The organism is Streptomyces sp. CB02980 (assembly GCF_014451325.2).
In the GTDB taxonomy this organism is placed as follows: domain Bacteria; phylum Actinomycetota; class Actinomycetes; order Streptomycetales; family Streptomycetaceae; genus Streptomyces.
The window spans coordinates 62,407-75,639 of record NZ_JACSCH020000005.1 but is presented as its reverse complement, the minus strand read 5'-3'; the positions used below and the strand labels follow the sequence as shown (position 1 = coordinate 75,639).

Here is a 13,233-nt window from a genome sequence, read left to right as displayed (position 1 = left end):
GGCGCGCTCCCCCGTACGGCAGAATGACCGTGCCCACAAGGCTCGCGAGCGAGGGAACAGGCGACATGACGAAGGCAGCGGTGGACGAGGCCGCGTCCGGCCGGCACGACGACGGCACGATCGGGGCGGGCAAGGCCTTCGCCTGGATGCTCGTGATCACCGGAGCGGCCGGGGTGCTCGCCGCCTGGGTCATCACGATCGACAAGTTCAAGCTCCTCGAAGACCCGAACTTCGTCCCCGGGTGCAGCCTCAACCCGATCGTCTCCTGCGGCAACATCATGAAGAGCGAGCAGGCCTCGGTCTTCGGCTTCCCCAACCCGATGCTCGGCCTCGTCACCTACGCCATGGTGATCGCGATCGGCCTCGCCCTGCTCGCCGGGGCCCGCTACCGCCGCTGGTACTGGCTCGGCCTCAACGCCGGCACCCTCTTCGGCGTCGGATTCTGCACCTGGCTGATGTACCAGTCGCTGTACGAGATCAACTCGCTGTGCCTGTGGTGCTGCCTGGCCTGGGTCGCCACCATCGTCATGTTCTGGTACGTGACCTCGCACAACGTCCGCAGCGGCGTCATCCCCGCCCCCCGCGGCCTCAGGACCTTCTTCGACGAGTTCACCTGGATCCTCCCCGTCCTGCACATCGGGATCATCGGCATGCTGATCCTGACCCGCTGGTGGGACTTCTGGACCAGCTGACCGTCCGCCGGCGGACCGCCGACGGAGACGGCCTGTCGGTGGCGTGACCTAGGCTTCATGACTGTGGAGCCCGACCTCTTTACCGCAGCAGCCGAAGACCGCCAGGAGAAGGACCCCGCCAGCAGCCCGCTGGCCGTCCGGATGCGCCCGCGCACCCTCGACGAGGTGGTGGGGCAGAAGCACCTGCTCAAGCCCGGATCGCCGCTGCGCCGACTCGTGGGCGACGGCGACGGCGGCCCCGCCGGCGCCTCGTCCGTGATCCTCTGGGGCCCGCCCGGTATCGGGAAGACGACCCTGGCGTACGTGGTCTCCAAGGCGACCAACAAGCGGTTCGTGGAGCTGTCGGCGATCACCGCGGGCGTCAAGGAGGTCCGCGCCGTCATCGACGGAGCCCGCCGCGCGGTCGGTGGCTACGGCAAGGAGACCGTCCTCTTCCTCGACGAGATCCACCGCTTCTCCAAGGCCCAGCAGGACTCGCTGCTGCCCGCCGTCGAGAACCGCTGGGTGACGCTCATCGCGGCCACCACCGAGAACCCGTACTTCTCGATCATCTCCCCGCTGCTCTCCCGCTCCCTGCTCCTCACCCTTGAGCCGCTGACCGACGACGACCTGCGCGGCCTGATGACCCGGGCGCTCACCGGCGAGCGCGGGCTCGGCGGGGCGGTGACCCTCCCGGAGGACGCCGAGGCGCACCTCCTCCGTGTCGCGGGCGGCGACGCCCGGCGCGCCCTGACCGCCCTGGAGGCGGCCGCGGGCGCGGCCATCGCCAAGGGCGAGCCGGAGATCACTCTGGAGACGGTCGAGGAGACCGTCGACCGCGCGGCCGTGAAGTACGACCGGGACGGCGACCAGCACTACGACGTGGCCAGCGCGCTCATCAAGTCGATCCGCGGCTCGGACGTGGACGCGGCCCTGCACTACCTGGCCCGGATGATCGAGGCGGGGGAGGACCCGCGGTTCATCGCCCGGCGCCTCATGATCTCCGCGAGCGAGGACATCGGCCTCGCCGATCCGAACGCGCTGCCGATCGCCGTCGCCGCCGCGCAGGCCGTCGCGATGATCGGCTTCCCCGAGGCGGCGCTCACCCTGAGCCACGCGACGATCGCCCTGGCCCTGGCCCCGAAGTCGAACGCGGCGACCACCGCGATCGGCGCCGCCCTGGCGGACGTACGCAACGGCCTCGCGGGATCGGTCCCGCCGCATCTGCGCGACGGCCACTACAAGGGCGCGGCCAAGCTCGGCCACGCCCAGGGCTACGTCTACCCCCATGACGTCCCGGGCGGCATCGCGGCCCAGCAGTACGCCCCGGACACGATCCACGGCCGCCAGTACTACGAACCGACGCGCTACGGCGCGGAGGCGCGGTACGCGGACGTGGTGGAGCGGGTGAGGGCCCGCTTGAAGGGCGTCGAGTAGGCGCGCCCTCCGCCCGGACCCGCACCCCGCGCGCCTAGCCTCGCCCCATGATCCGTACAGCAGGCGTGCTGGTCCTGGCATTGAGCGCCGCCGCATGCGCACCCGGCGAAACCACGGAGCCCGAGCCGAAGGCCTCCGCCGTCCCCCTCGTCACCCCCGGCTTCCCACCCACCCCCGCCCGGGCGAGGACGCAGCTCGCCGCCCTCAAGGTCGCCTGGGGCGAGAACTGGCGGACGTACGAGCGCGCGAAGTTCGGGAACGGCTGGTCCGACGAGACCGACGCCCCCGGCGGGCGCAACGGCTGTGACACCCGTGACGACGTGCTGCACCGGGACCTCGACGACGTCCGCCTCGGCGACCGGAACCCGTGCGTCGTCCTGTCCGGCGTCCTGCACGACCCGTACACGGGCAAGGAGTTGCCCTACTCGTACCGCAAGGCCTCGCAGATCCAGACCGACCACGTCGTCGCGCTCGGCGCGGCCTGGCGAGCCGGCGCGTGGGCGTGGACGCCCGAGCGGCGGCTGACGTTCGCCAACGACCTGGACGTGCTGCTCGCCACCGACAAGCGGACGAACCACGACAAGAGCAGCAGGACCCCGGACAAGTGGCGGCCGCCGAGGAGCGCGTACTGGTGCGCGTACGGCCGGCGCTGGACCGGGATCAAGGCGAAGTACGGACTCACGGTCTCCCCGCCGGAGAAGGAGGCCGTCCAGGAGCTCCTGGACACCTGCGGCTGAGGCCGCAGGACCGCGTGCGAGGGAGTCCCGCGGAGCCGGTACACTGGTCGGGATTGCTGCGTCCCGTGCCCGGCTCCGGTCGGCACCACCAGAACGGGACAGTCAGCCGGAGACCCGGCCCTCGGGCGGGGTTTCCAGGAGCGTCGCGCACCTTCGAAGGTGTCGCGTGCCACCCACCACCACCCGGGATTCCGGGAGCGGCGGTGGGTCGTTCGCGTGCTGCACGTATGTGCCCAGACCTGGGAGCGGCTGCCCGGCACGGTCCGTCCTGTACGGACCCGTTGGGTTTCCCGGCTGCGGATGCGACCTCCCCTAACCCTGGTGAAGCCGTTTCGTACCAGTAGAGAGGTTGGTTCATGCCGAACCAGTCCCGTCCCAAGGTCAAGAAGTCGCGTGCCCTCGGCATCGCGCTGACCCCGAAGGCTGTCAAGTACTTCGAGGCCCGCCCCTACCCGCCGGGCGAGCACGGCCGTGGCCGCAAGCAGAACTCGGACTACAAGGTCCGTCTGCTCGAGAAGCAGCGTCTGCGCGCCCAGTACGACATCAGCGAGCGCCAGATGGCGCGCGCCTACGACCGCGCCAAGAAGGCCGAAGGCAAGACGGGCGAGGCGCTGGTCGTCGAGCTCGAGCGTCGCCTCGACGCCCTGGTCCTGCGTTCGGGCATCGCCCGCACCATCTACCAGGCCCGCCAGATGGTCGTCCACGGCCACATCCAGGTCAACGGTGGCAAGGTCGACAAGCCGTCGTTCCGCGTCCGTCCCGACGACGTCGTGATGGTCCGCGAGCGCAGCCGCACCAAGCCGCTGTTCGAGGTCGCCCGTGAGGGTGGCTTCGCCGCCGACGGTGAGACCCCGCGCTACCTGCAGGTCAACCTGAAGGCCCTGGCCTTCCGCCTCGACCGCGACCCGAACCGCAAGGAAATCCCGGTCATCTGCGACGAGCAGCTGGTCGTCGAGTACTACGCCCGCTGATTCGGGCCCCCGGCGCAAGCCGGGGGAAGTAGTACCACCCCCGCGGTGTTCAGCCCGCCGCTTCCCCGCCCTTTCCGGTGGGGGAGCCGGCGGGCTTCCGCGTTCCCGGGACCGCCGCCGTGCCGGCGGTGCGGAACGGACGCGGTGCCGACTCCTCCGCCGGGACGCCGACGGCCGGATTCCGGCCGGCCACGAGCGCGCGCTCCACCGCCTCCGCCGCCGAGAGCCCCTGGCCCGCCCGGAACGCGGCACCGTACGCCTCCGCGCCGAGCGCCTCCTCGGCCTGCCGCTCGCACAGCGCCCTCGGCACGTCGAACGCCTCCGAGCCGAAGAGCCGGACACCGACCGTGTCCCACACCGGGACCGCCGCCCCCTGGAGGACCGCGGCCTCCGCCGCGTCGCCCTCGCTCACCGTCACCAGGGCGAGCAGCTCGATCGCCAGGACGAGGCCGACCAGATCACGGAAGCTGTCGTTGATCGACACGCACTCGGTGAGCAGTTCCCGCGCCTCCCCGTACGCGCCCCGGCTCCACGCCAGATACCCCAGCACGTAGAGGGCGTACGCCCGGGCCCACAGCTCGCCCCGCTCCTCGCAGACCTCCCTGACCTCCCGGGAGAGCGCGCTCGCCCCCTCCTGGTCGCCCCGGAAGGCCCGCGCCATCGCCAGCTCGATCTGCGCCATCAGCACATTGCTGTTCAGCTCGCCGAGCTCCCGGTACGCGTCGAGCGCGCGCCCGATCAGCTCCTCGGCCCGCGGCATGTCGTCCGTGAGCAGCGCGAGACAGCCCATCCGGTGCGTCGCGTACGCCTCCGCCAGCGCGTTCCGCGAGGACCTGGCCCGCTCCCCGCACTCGTGGAGCGCCGCCACCGCCGCCGTACCGTCACCCTGCAGCACCGCCACGTACCCGAGCACCCACAGCGCCTTGAGCCGCGCCTCCTCGTGGCCGGATTCGAGCGCCAGCGCCCGGTCGAGCCAGTGCCGGCCCTCCGAGAGACGCCCGCAGCCCACCCACGCGAACCAGAGCGTGCCCGCCAGGTGCTGGGCGAGATGCGCGTCCTCCGGCAGCTCCAGGCACAGTTCGAGGGCCGCCCGCAGATGCGGCAGCGCCGCCTCCGTCAGGGCCGCCACCTCGGGCTGGCGCGGGCTGAACCACTCCAGCTCGCACCAGATGGCCAGGCCCATGTACCAGTCGCGGTGCCGCCGCCGCATCCGCTCCGTGTCGTCGAGCGCCGCGAGCCACTCCGCCCCGTACGCCGAGACCGTGTCGAGCATCCGGTACGCGGGACCGGTCGGGGTGTCCTCACGGGTGAGCAGCGACTGCGCGAGCAGCCCGCCGAGCAGATCCAGGATCCGATCCGGCGGCAGCTCCGGGCCCCCGCAGACGTACTCCACCGCCTCCAGGTCGAAGGGGCCGGGGAAGACCGAGAGCCGCGCCCAGAGGAGCCGCTCCTCCGGGGTGCACAGCTCATGGCTCCAGCCGATGGCGGTGCGCAGCGTCTGATGGCGGGCGAGTGCCCCGCGCCCGCCGTCCGTGAGGAGCCGGAAGCGGTCGTCGAGGCGGTGGAGCATCTGCTCGACGGAGAGCAGCGGCAGCCGCCCGGCCGCCAGTTCGAGGGCGAGCGGAATCCCGTCGAGGCGCCGGCACAACTCCCGTACGGCGTCCCGGCCGCCGGCCCGGGCCTGGCCTCCGGCCGGACCTCCCGGGAATCCGGGCCGGGCCAGGGCCGTGCCCGGGTGGACGGGCGCGCCCGTCAGCGTCGGAACACCGTGGAAGGCCCCGGCCCCGGCTCCGGCTCCGGCTCCGGCTCCGGCTCCGGCCCCGGCCCCCGTCCCCGGCAGGCTCGGCGCGCCCGCCTCCGCCGCCCGCTCCGCGAGCAGCGTCATCGCGTCGTCCTCGTCCAACGGCGCCAGCGGGAACACGGCCTCGCCCGCCACTCGCAGGGGCCGTCGGCCGACCGCGAGGACGGTGAGCCCGGGAGCGTGCTCGAGGAGTTCCCGCACCAGCGGCGCGCAGTGCTCCACGAGGTGCTCGAAACCGTCGACGACCAGCAGGGTCCTCCGCTCGGCGAGATGCTCGACGAGCACCTCGCGCGGGGGTCGCGGGGTGTGGTCGGTCAGGTCGAGCGCCTCGACCAGGGCGTACTCGATCAGCTCGGGGTCGCGCAGCGGCGCGAGCTCGGTGAGCCTCACCCCGTCGCTGTAGCGTTTCTGCACCCCCGCGGCAGCCCTCAGGGCGAGCCGGGTCTTGCCGACCCCGCCCACCCCCACGACCGTGACCAGGCGGGACGCGTCGAGGAGCGCCGTCAGTGCGGCCTGCTCGGTGGTCCGTCCGACGAACCGGTTGAGCTCCGCCGGGAGATTGCTCCGTCGCATGGGACACGGAGCGTACTCACCCCCGCGCGCTCCGTACAATCGGTTCCCGTAACTCCCGTCCCACAGGCGGTAATGCGGTACGGGGCGACAGCCCGGGCGCGATAGGGTCGGGGGACGACTTTTCGCAAGGGCCCAACGACAGCAGAGAGCGGTGCAGAGTGACCGGTGGAGAGGTTGCCGGGATCCTGGTGGCCGTGTTCTGGGCGATCCTGGTCTCCTTCCTCGCCGTGGTTCTGGTGAGGCTGGCGCAGACGCTCAGGGCGACCACCAAGATGGTGGCGGACGTGACCGAGCAGGCCGTTCCCCTGCTGGCCGACGCCTCCGCGACCGTCCGCTCGGCACAGACCCAGCTCGACCGGGTCGACGCCATCGCCTCGGACGTCCAGGAGGTCACGTCCAACGCCTCCGCGCTCTCCTCCACCGTCGCCTCCACCTTCGGCGGCCCGCTCGTCAAGGTCGCGGCCTTCGGCTACGGGGTGCGCAAGGCGCTCGGCCGTGGCGGGGACGACGCGGACGTGCCGCGGGCCTCCTCGCGACGTACTGTGATCGTCGGCCGTACCGTGCCGTCCTCGCGACGCCGGAAGCAGAAGGGCTGAGCCGCGATGTTCCGCCGCACGTTCTGGTTCACGGCCGGCGCAGCCGCCGGCGTGTGGGCCACCACCAAGGTCAACCGGAAGCTGAAGCAGCTGACCCCCGAGAGCCTCGCGGCCCAGGCGGCGAACAAGGCGATCGAGACCGGCCACCGCCTCAAGGACTTCGCCCTCGACGTGAGGGCGGGCATGGTCCAGCGGGAGGCCGAACTGGAGGAGGCGCTCGGCCTCGACGCACCCGGCGAGCCGGGCCCGGCTCAGGCCCGGGAGCTTCCGGAGCCGCGCCGCCGGGGCGCGCTCGGCTCCACCCCGTACTCGACCACGCATTCAATTCCCACGATCTCGTACAACCGGAATGAGGACCACTGATGGAGTCGGCTGAAATCCGCCGCCGCTGGCTGAGCTTCTTCGAGGAGCGCGGCCACACCGTCGTCCCTTCGGCGTCGCTCATCGCGGACGACCCGACTCTGCTGCTCGTCCCCGCCGGCATGGTGCCCTTCAAGCCCTACTTCCTGGGCGAGGTCAAGCCGCCCTTCACGCGCGCGTCCAGCGTGCAGAAGTGCGTGCGTACGCCGGACATCGAAGAGGTCGGCAAGACGACCCGCCACGGCACGTTCTTCCAGATGTGCGGCAACTTCTCCTTCGGCGACTACTTCAAGGAAGGCGCCATCAAGCTCGCCTGGGAGCTGCTGACCACCCCGGTGGAGCACGGCGGCTACGGGCTTGAGCCGGAGAAGCTCTGGATCACCGTCTACCAGGAGGACGACGAGGCCGAGCAGATCTGGCGCGACGTCGTCGGCGTCCCCGCCGAGCGCATCCAGCGCCTCGGCAAGAAGGACAACTACTGGTCGATGGGCGTCCCCGGCCCCTGCGGCCCGTGCTCCGAGATCAACTACGACCGCGGCCCCGAGTTCGGCGTCGAGGGCGGCCCGGCCGTCAACGACGAGCGGTACGTGGAGATCTGGAACCTGGTCTTCATGCAGTACGAGCGCGGCGAGGGCACCGGGAAGGACGACTTCCCGATCCTCGGCGAGCTGCCGTCGAAGAACATCGACACGGGCCTCGGTCTCGAGCGCCTGGCGATGATCCTCCAGGGCGTCCAGAACATGTACGAGACGGACACCCTCCAGGTCGTCATCGACAAGGCCACCGAGCTCACCGGCGTCGCCTACGGCAAGGCCCACGACAGCGACGTCTCGCTGCGCGTGGTCGCCGACCACATGCGTACGTCCGTCATGCTCATCGGCGACGGCGTCACCCCCGGCAACGAGGGCCGCGGCTACGTGCTGCGCCGCATCATGCGGCGCGCCGTCCGCAACATGCGCCTGCTCGGCGCCACCGGTCCGGTCGTCCAGGAGCTCGTCGACACCGTGATCAACACGATGGGCGAGCAGTACCCGGAGCTGGTCACCGACCGCAAGCGCATCGAGACCGTCGCCCTCGCCGAAGAGGCCGCCTTCCTCAAGGCCCTCAAGGGCGGCACCAACATCCTCGACACCGCCGTCACCGAGACCAAGGCCGCCGGCGGCACGATCCTCTCCGGCGACAAGGCGTTCCTGCTCCACGACACCTGGGGCTTCCCGATCGACCTCACCCTGGAGATGGCCTCCGAGCAGGGCCTCTCCGTGGACGAGGACGGCTTCCGCCGCCTGATGAAGGAGCAGCGGGACCGCGCCAAGGCCGACGCCAAGGCGAAGAAGACCGGCCACGCCGACATGACCTCGTACCGGGAGATCGCCGACAGCAACGGCGCCACCGAGTTCACCGGCTACACCAACACCGAGGGCGAGAGCACGGTCGTCGGTCTCCTCGTCAACGGTGTCTCCTCGCCGGCCGCCTCCGAGGGCGACGAGGTCGAGGTCGTCCTCGACCGCACCCCGTTCTACGCCGAGGGCGGCGGCCAGATCGCCGACCAGGGCCGGATCAGGCTGCACAGCGGCGCCGTCATCGAGATCCGTGACGTCCAGCAGCCCGTTCCCGGTGTCTCCGTGCACAAGGGTTCCGTGCAGGTCGGCGAGGTGACCGTGGGCGCCACCGCCTACGCCACCATCGACGTGCGCCGCCGCCGGGCCATCGCCCGCGCCCACTCGGCCACCCACCTGACCCACCAGGCGCTGCGCGACGCCCTCGGCCCGACGGCCGCCCAGGCCGGTTCCGAGAACCAGCCCGGCCGCTTCCGCTTCGACTTCGGTTCGCCGAACGCCGTCCCCGGCGCGGTCCTCACCGACGTCGAGCAGAAGATCAACGAGGTCCTCTCGCGCGAGCTGGAGGTCCACGCCGAGGTCATGCCGATCAACGAGGCCAAGCGCCAGGGCGCCATCGCCGAGTTCGGCGAGAAGTACGGCGAGCAGGTCCGCGTCGTCACCATCGGCGACTTCTCCAAGGAGCTGTGCGGCGGCACGCACGTCGGCAACACCGCCCAGCTGGGCCTGGTGAAGCTGCTCGGCGAGTCGTCCATCGGCTCCGGTGTGCGCCGTATCGAGGCCCTCGTGGGTGTCGACGCGTACAACTTCCTCGCCCGCGAGCACACGGTCGTCGCCCAGCTCCAGGAGCTGGTCAAGGGCCGTCCGGAGGAGCTCCCCGAGAAGATCTCCGCCATGCTCGGCAAGCTGAAGGACGCCGAGAAGGAGATCGAGAAGTTCCGCGCGGAGAAGGTCCTCCAGGCCGCCGCCGGTCTCGTCGACTCCGCCCAGGACATCCGCGGCCTCGCCCTCGTCACCGGCCAGGTCCAGGACGGCACCGGCGCCGACGACCTGCGCAAGCTGGTCCTCGACGTCCGTGGCCGCATCCCGTCCGACCGCCCGGCCGTCGTCGCCCTGTTCACCACGGCCAACGGCAAGCCGCTCACGGTCATCGCCACCAACGAGGCCGCCCGTGAGCGTGGTCTCAAGGCCGGCGAGCTGGTCCGCACGGCCGCCAAGACCCTCGGTGGCGGTGGCGGCGGCAAGCCGGACGTCGCCCAGGGCGGCGGTACGAACCCGCAGGCCGTCGGCGAGGCCATCGCCGCGGTCGAGCGTCTCGTGGTGGAGACGGCGTGACGATGCGTCGCGGCCGCCGTATCGCGGTCGATGTCGGGGACGCCCGGATCGGGGTCGCCTCGTGCGACCCCGACGGGGTCCTCGCCACGCCGGTGGAGACCGTGCCGGGACGTGACGTCCCGGCCGCCCACCGGCGGCTCCGCCAGATCGTCGAGGAGTACGAGCCGATCGAGGTCATCGTGGGCCTGCCCCGCTCGCTCAGCGGGCGGGAGGGTCCGGCCGCGACCAAGGTCCGTGCCTTCGCCGGGGAGATGGCCAAGGGCATCGCTCCGGTGCCGGTCCGGCTGGTCGACGAGCGGATGACCACGGTCACCGCGACCCAGGGCCTGCGGGCCTCCGGTGTGAAGGCCAAGAAGGGGCGGTCCGTCATCGATCAGGCCGCCGCTGTGATCATCCTTCAGAACGCTCTTGAGTCCGAACGGGTATCAGGTAATCCGCCCGGCGAGGGCGTCGAAGTGGTCATCTGATCGCGATACGGTAACGTTCCGCGCGATGCGGCGGTGTTCGAACAGCTGCCGCACTACGTAGAGGCGGATCGTCCGGAAGCCTCGCGGCTGTTTTGGGGATCGATGACTGAGTATGGCCGGAGCCCCGGCTCCGAACCGTGGCACCCCGGGGACCCGCTGTACGGGGACCAGGGGTGGGAGGGCCAGCAGCAGCACTACCCGCACCCGCAGCAGGCAAACCAGTACGAGCAGGGCGTTCACGGCGGCTACCAGGACCCGTACGGGCAGGGTGGCCAGACCGGTCAGGTCCCGCAGGCGTACGAGGGCGACCCGTACCAGCAGAACCAGCACCAGCAGCATGCGCAGCAGTACCAGCAGCAGCCGCAGGGGTACGTCGATCCGCAGGCGCAGGCGCAGTACCAGCAGCAGGCGCAGCAGCACGCGGCGCAGCAGCAGTACCAGCAGGCGTACGAACAGCAGCAGCACCAGCAGCACCAGCAGCACCAGCAGAACCAGCAGAACCAGCAGAACCAGCACCAGCAGCAGCAGAACCAGCACCATCAGCAGCAGTACGGGGCGGCGGGGTACCAGGGCCAGGGCGGGTACGACACGCCCGGGCACCTCGGACAGCAGTACGACGGCAACTGGGAGACGGGCCAGGCGGCGATGCCGTACGGCGGGACTCCGGCCGATCCGTACGGCGGCCAGAACCCCGACCTGTACGGCACGCCCGAGGCGTACCCCCCGCCCCAGCCTCCCGGCCGCCGGCAGAACCCGCCGGAGCCGGTGATCGACTGGGCGCCGGAGGAAGAGGCCCGCCCGGAGCCGGAGGAGGAGAAGCACCCCTTCTTCACCGGCGAGGAAGACCCGGACGACGACGAGTACGACGAGGAGCCGGGCCGCGGCCGGGGCTCCCGCGGCGGCGACCGCGAACGCCGGAGCAAGGCGAACAAGCGCAAGGGCAAGAACGGCGTGGCCTGCCTGGTCGTCGCGCTCGTCCTCGCGGGCGGCGTCGGTGGCGTCGGCTACTTCGGCTACCAGTTCTGGCAGGGCCAGTTCGGTGCGGCGGAGGACTACGCGGGCGCGGGCTCGGGCGAGGTCCAGGTCGAGATCCCCAAGGGCGCGTTGGGCTACGACATCGGCAACCTCCTGAAGAAGGCGGGCGTCGTCAAGAGCGTCGACGCCTTCGTCTCCGCGCAGGGGCGCAACCCCAAGGGCCTCTCCATCCAGGCGGGTGTGTACACGCTGAAGAAGGAGATGTCCGCCGAGAGCGCGGTGAAGATGATGCTCGACCCGGCCAGCCAGGCGAACCTCGTCATCCCCGAGGGCAAGCGGAACGCCTGGGTGTACGACCAGCTCGACAAGCGCCTCGACCTCAAGCCGGGCACCACCAAGGGAGTCGCGCTCGCGAAGGCGGACAGCCTGGGCCTGCCGGACTGGGCCAAGAAGCACCCCGACATCAAGGACCCGCTGGAAGGATTCCTCTTCCCGGCGAGCTACCCGGTCGCGAAGGGCACCAAGCCGGAGGACGCGCTCCGCAAGATGGTCTCGCGCGCCAACCAGGAGTACACGAAGCTCGAGCTCGACGCGAAGGCGAAGGGGCTCGGCGTCAAGGGGCCGTGGGAACTCCTCACGGTGGCCAGCCTGGTCCAGGCGGAGGGCAAGACGCACGACGACTTCCGGAAGATGGCCGAGGTCATCTACAACCGCCTGGAGCCGGACAACCGCGAGACGTTCCAGCTGTTGCAGTTCGACTCGACCCTCAACTACCTGAAGGGTCAGTCGGAGATCAAGATCTCCGAGAAGGAGGCGAACAGCAACACCGACCCGTACAACACCTACAAGCACAAGGGACTGCCGCCCGGTCCGATCAGCAACCCGGGCAACGACGCCCTCGCCGCCATGCTCGACCCGACGAAGGACGGCTGGATCTACTTCGTCGCCACCGACGGCATGAGCAAGACCGAATTCGCCAAGACGCTCGCCGAGCACCAGAAGCTCGTCGACAAGTTCAACGCGGGGAACTGAACATGACCCTGTCCCGCCGCGCGGCCGTCCTCGGTTCGCCGATCGCGCACTCGCTCTCCCCGGTCCTGCACCGGGCCGCGTACGCCGGGCTCGGCCTCGACGACTGGTCGTACGAGCGCTTCGACGTCGACGAGGCCGGGCTGCCCGGCTTCATCGGCGAGCTGGACGACAGCTGGGCAGGGCTGTCGCTGACCATGCCGCTCAAGCGGGCGATCATCCCGCTGCTCGACGGGATCAGCGACACGGCCGCGTCGGTCGAGGCCGTGAACACGGTCGTCTTCCGCGAGGACGGTCGCCGGGTCGGGGACAACACCGACATCCCCGGCATGCTCGCCGCCCTGCGGGAGCGGGGCGTCGAGAAGGTGGAGTCGGCGGCGGTCCTCGGGGCCGGCGCCACCGCCTCCTCCGCGCTCGCCGCGCTCGCCCGGATCTGCGACGGACCCGTCACCGCGTACGTACGGAGCGAGGCGCGGGCCGAGGAGATGCGCGGCTGGGGCGAGCGGCTCGGCGTGGAGCTCCGTACCGCCGCCTGGGACGACGCGGCGGAGGCCTTCGCCTCCCCGCTGGTCGTCGCGACCACCCCCGCCGGTACGACGAACGCCCTCGCGGGCGCCGTCCCCGACGCCGTCGGCACACTCTTCGACGTCCTGTACGACCCGTGGCCGACGGCGCTCGCCGCGGCCTGGTCCGACCGCGGCGGCAAGGTGGTCGGCGGCCTCGACCTCCTCGTCCACCAGGCCGTCCTCCAGGTCGAGCAGATGACCGGCGTCCCCAGGGCGCCGCTCGCGGCGATGCGCGCGGCGGGGGAACAGGCCCTGGCGGCCCGCTAGCGCCACCGCGGGTCCGACGAGCGGGAGCACGGCGGTGGAGACCGCCGCGGGGCAGGCCGGGCGGTCGGGAGTCCGCCCCGCCGACGCGTGTCCCGGCCGAGAACGGCGGGA

The 13,233-nt window shown here is 71.3% G+C and carries 11 protein-coding genes; 10 read left to right on the top strand and 1 reads right to left on the bottom strand.

Translation table 11 applies throughout. The annotated features are described in order from the left end of the window. Positions 1 to 65 precede the first annotated feature (65 nt). The 4 genes from E0F75_RS12790 (at position 66) to rpsD (ending at position 3,816) form a co-directional block, all read left to right on the top strand. Positions 66 to 692 carry a vitamin K epoxide reductase family protein gene (locus tag E0F75_RS12790; protein ID WP_187622642.1) on the top strand — a complete coding sequence of 209 codons (627 nt, stop codon included), beginning with the start codon at positions 66 to 68 and terminating at the stop codon, positions 690 to 692. 63 nt (positions 693 to 755) lie between these two features. Beyond that, positions 756 to 2,108 carry a replication-associated recombination protein A gene (locus E0F75_RS12785; protein WP_187622917.1) on the top strand — a complete coding sequence of 451 codons (1,353 nt, stop codon included), beginning with the start codon at positions 756 to 758 and terminating at the stop codon, positions 2,106 to 2,108. Positions 2,109 to 2,155: 47 nt separating this feature from the next. Next, positions 2,156 to 2,845 (top strand): HNH endonuclease family protein, encoded by a 690-nt coding sequence (locus tag E0F75_RS12780; RefSeq protein ID WP_187622641.1) that lies wholly within the window; start codon positions 2,156 to 2,158, stop codon positions 2,843 to 2,845. Positions 2,846 to 3,201: 356 nt separating this feature from the next. Beyond that, positions 3,202 to 3,816, top strand: coding sequence for a 30S ribosomal protein S4 (gene rpsD, locus E0F75_RS12775; RefSeq protein ID WP_024758279.1), 615 nt, complete (start codon positions 3,202 to 3,204; stop codon positions 3,814 to 3,816). Between the two features lie 49 nt (positions 3,817 to 3,865). Here the strand turns inward: rpsD and E0F75_RS12770 are convergent, their stop codons facing one another. After that, complete coding sequence (locus E0F75_RS12770) at positions 3,866 to 6,190, bottom strand: regulator (protein WP_187622640.1); 2,325 nt, start codon at positions 6,188 to 6,190, stop codon at positions 3,866 to 3,868. A gap of 158 nt (positions 6,191 to 6,348) precedes the next feature. Here E0F75_RS12770 and E0F75_RS12765 point away from each other — a divergent pair, with 158 nt between their 5' ends. The 6 genes from E0F75_RS12765 (at position 6,349) to E0F75_RS12740 (ending at position 13,122) form a co-directional block, all read left to right on the top strand. After that, positions 6,349 to 6,786 (top strand): DUF948 domain-containing protein, encoded by a 438-nt coding sequence (locus E0F75_RS12765; protein WP_187622639.1) that lies wholly within the window; start codon positions 6,349 to 6,351, stop codon positions 6,784 to 6,786. A 6-nt stretch (positions 6,787 to 6,792) separates the two neighbouring features. Further along, entirely contained in the window at positions 6,793 to 7,149 is a 357-nt protein-coding gene (locus E0F75_RS12760; RefSeq protein WP_187622638.1) for a DUF6167 family protein, read from the top strand. Further along, positions 7,149 to 9,818: an alanine--tRNA ligase gene (gene alaS / locus E0F75_RS12755; protein WP_187622637.1), complete on the top strand. Its 2,670-nt coding sequence runs from the start codon at positions 7,149 to 7,151 to the stop codon at positions 9,816 to 9,818. The genes E0F75_RS12760 and alaS overlap by 1 nt, the downstream gene beginning before the upstream one ends. A 2-nt stretch (positions 9,819 to 9,820) precedes the next feature. Then, positions 9,821 to 10,285 carry a Holliday junction resolvase RuvX gene (ruvX, locus tag E0F75_RS12750; protein WP_187622916.1) on the top strand — a complete coding sequence of 155 codons (465 nt, stop codon included), beginning with the start codon at positions 9,821 to 9,823 and terminating at the stop codon, positions 10,283 to 10,285. A gap of 102 nt (positions 10,286 to 10,387) precedes the next feature. Beyond that, on the top strand, positions 10,388 to 12,292 hold the full coding sequence (gene mltG / locus E0F75_RS12745) for an endolytic transglycosylase MltG (RefSeq protein ID WP_187622636.1): 1,905 nt from the start codon (positions 10,388 to 10,390) through the stop codon (positions 12,290 to 12,292). A 2-nt stretch (positions 12,293 to 12,294) separates the two neighbouring features. Then, positions 12,295 to 13,122, top strand: a complete 828-nt coding sequence (locus E0F75_RS12740) for a shikimate dehydrogenase (RefSeq protein WP_187622635.1) — start codon at positions 12,295 to 12,297, stop codon at positions 13,120 to 13,122. The last annotated feature ends 111 nt before the right edge of the window (positions 13,123 to 13,233 follow it).

Coding starts and splice junctions, on each gene's coding strand:
- E0F75_RS12790 (WP_187622642.1), top strand. CDS start 66: ATGACGAAGGCAGCGGTGGACGAGGCCGCGTCCGGCCGGCACGACGAC.
- E0F75_RS12780 (WP_187622641.1), top strand. CDS start 2,156: ATGATCCGTACAGCAGGCGTGCTGGTCCTGGCATTGAGCGCCGCCGCA.
- rpsD (WP_024758279.1), top strand. CDS start 3,202: ATGCCGAACCAGTCCCGTCCCAAGGTCAAGAAGTCGCGTGCCCTCGGC.
- E0F75_RS12770 (WP_187622640.1), bottom strand. CDS start 6,190: ATGCGACGGAGCAATCTCCCGGCGGAGCTCAACCGGTTCGTCGGACGG.
- E0F75_RS12760 (WP_187622638.1), top strand. CDS start 6,793: ATGTTCCGCCGCACGTTCTGGTTCACGGCCGGCGCAGCCGCCGGCGTG.
- alaS (WP_187622637.1), top strand. CDS start 7,149: ATGGAGTCGGCTGAAATCCGCCGCCGCTGGCTGAGCTTCTTCGAGGAG.
- ruvX (WP_187622916.1), top strand. CDS start 9,821: ATGCGTCGCGGCCGCCGTATCGCGGTCGATGTCGGGGACGCCCGGATC.
- mltG (WP_187622636.1), top strand. CDS start 10,388: ATGACTGAGTATGGCCGGAGCCCCGGCTCCGAACCGTGGCACCCCGGG.
- E0F75_RS12740 (WP_187622635.1), top strand. CDS start 12,295: ATGACCCTGTCCCGCCGCGCGGCCGTCCTCGGTTCGCCGATCGCGCAC.